This is a genomic window from Bartonella sp. CE47NXGY (assembly GCF_042195415.1).
Lineage (GTDB): Bacteria > Pseudomonadota > Alphaproteobacteria > Rhizobiales > Rhizobiaceae > Bartonella.
The window spans coordinates 1-620 of sequence record NZ_JBHIOI010000261.1 but is presented as its reverse complement, the minus strand read 5'-3'; the positions used below and the strand labels follow the sequence as shown (position 1 = coordinate 620).

Annotated in this window: 1 protein-coding gene; it reads right to left on the bottom strand. The window is 40.8% G+C overall.

Going from position 1 to position 620, the window contains the following annotated elements; all coding sequences use genetic code 11:
* Positions 1 to 620, bottom strand: a 620-nt coding sequence (locus tag ACFIL3_RS10990; RefSeq protein ID WP_375682298.1) for an autotransporter domain-containing protein, incomplete at both ends; no start/stop codon positions are given.

The window sequence follows — 620 nt, the reverse complement described above, 5'->3', positions numbered from 1 at the left end:
TTCATATCAACGGTAAAATTATCAGCATCTTCAATGGTATTAAACATCAAATGTTGATAGGCAATTTGTGCTTGTGGCTCAAATGTTAAACTTTCCATTCCGGTTGCAAACTCTTTGCCAACAGTGGTGGAGATACTAAACATTTTGGCATTTTGCAATTTTGCGGTTTTGCCAATGATAGCATTGCCGATATCTCCCTTTATTATCCCATAGGACAAGAGTGTATCCATATAGAAACCATTGTCATGCTGCACGCTGCCATAAGCTGTTAGTGACCATTTATCCAATGTGCTCTTACTTACATCATCCATATCTTTTGGAGTGAAAGACAGCCGCCCATAGGTGCCTACAAGACCGAAATGTGTTGTGGTATTTTGTCCTTCTAATGCTGCGAATGTGACTCCGGCTTGGAGAGCAGCATAGCGGATATCAGCACCATAACCATATTTGAGAGGTCCGCGTTCAGAAGATAAGGTTCCTGTGTTTCCGTAAGTATAGAGGAAGAAACCGGTTTGTTTTTCCTCTTCTTTTCCTAAGACAGATGTTCTGATATTGGCTAAAAGCGCGTTTTGTTTAGCCATATCGGTTAATCCACTATAGAAGAGAGCATTTGGCATGAC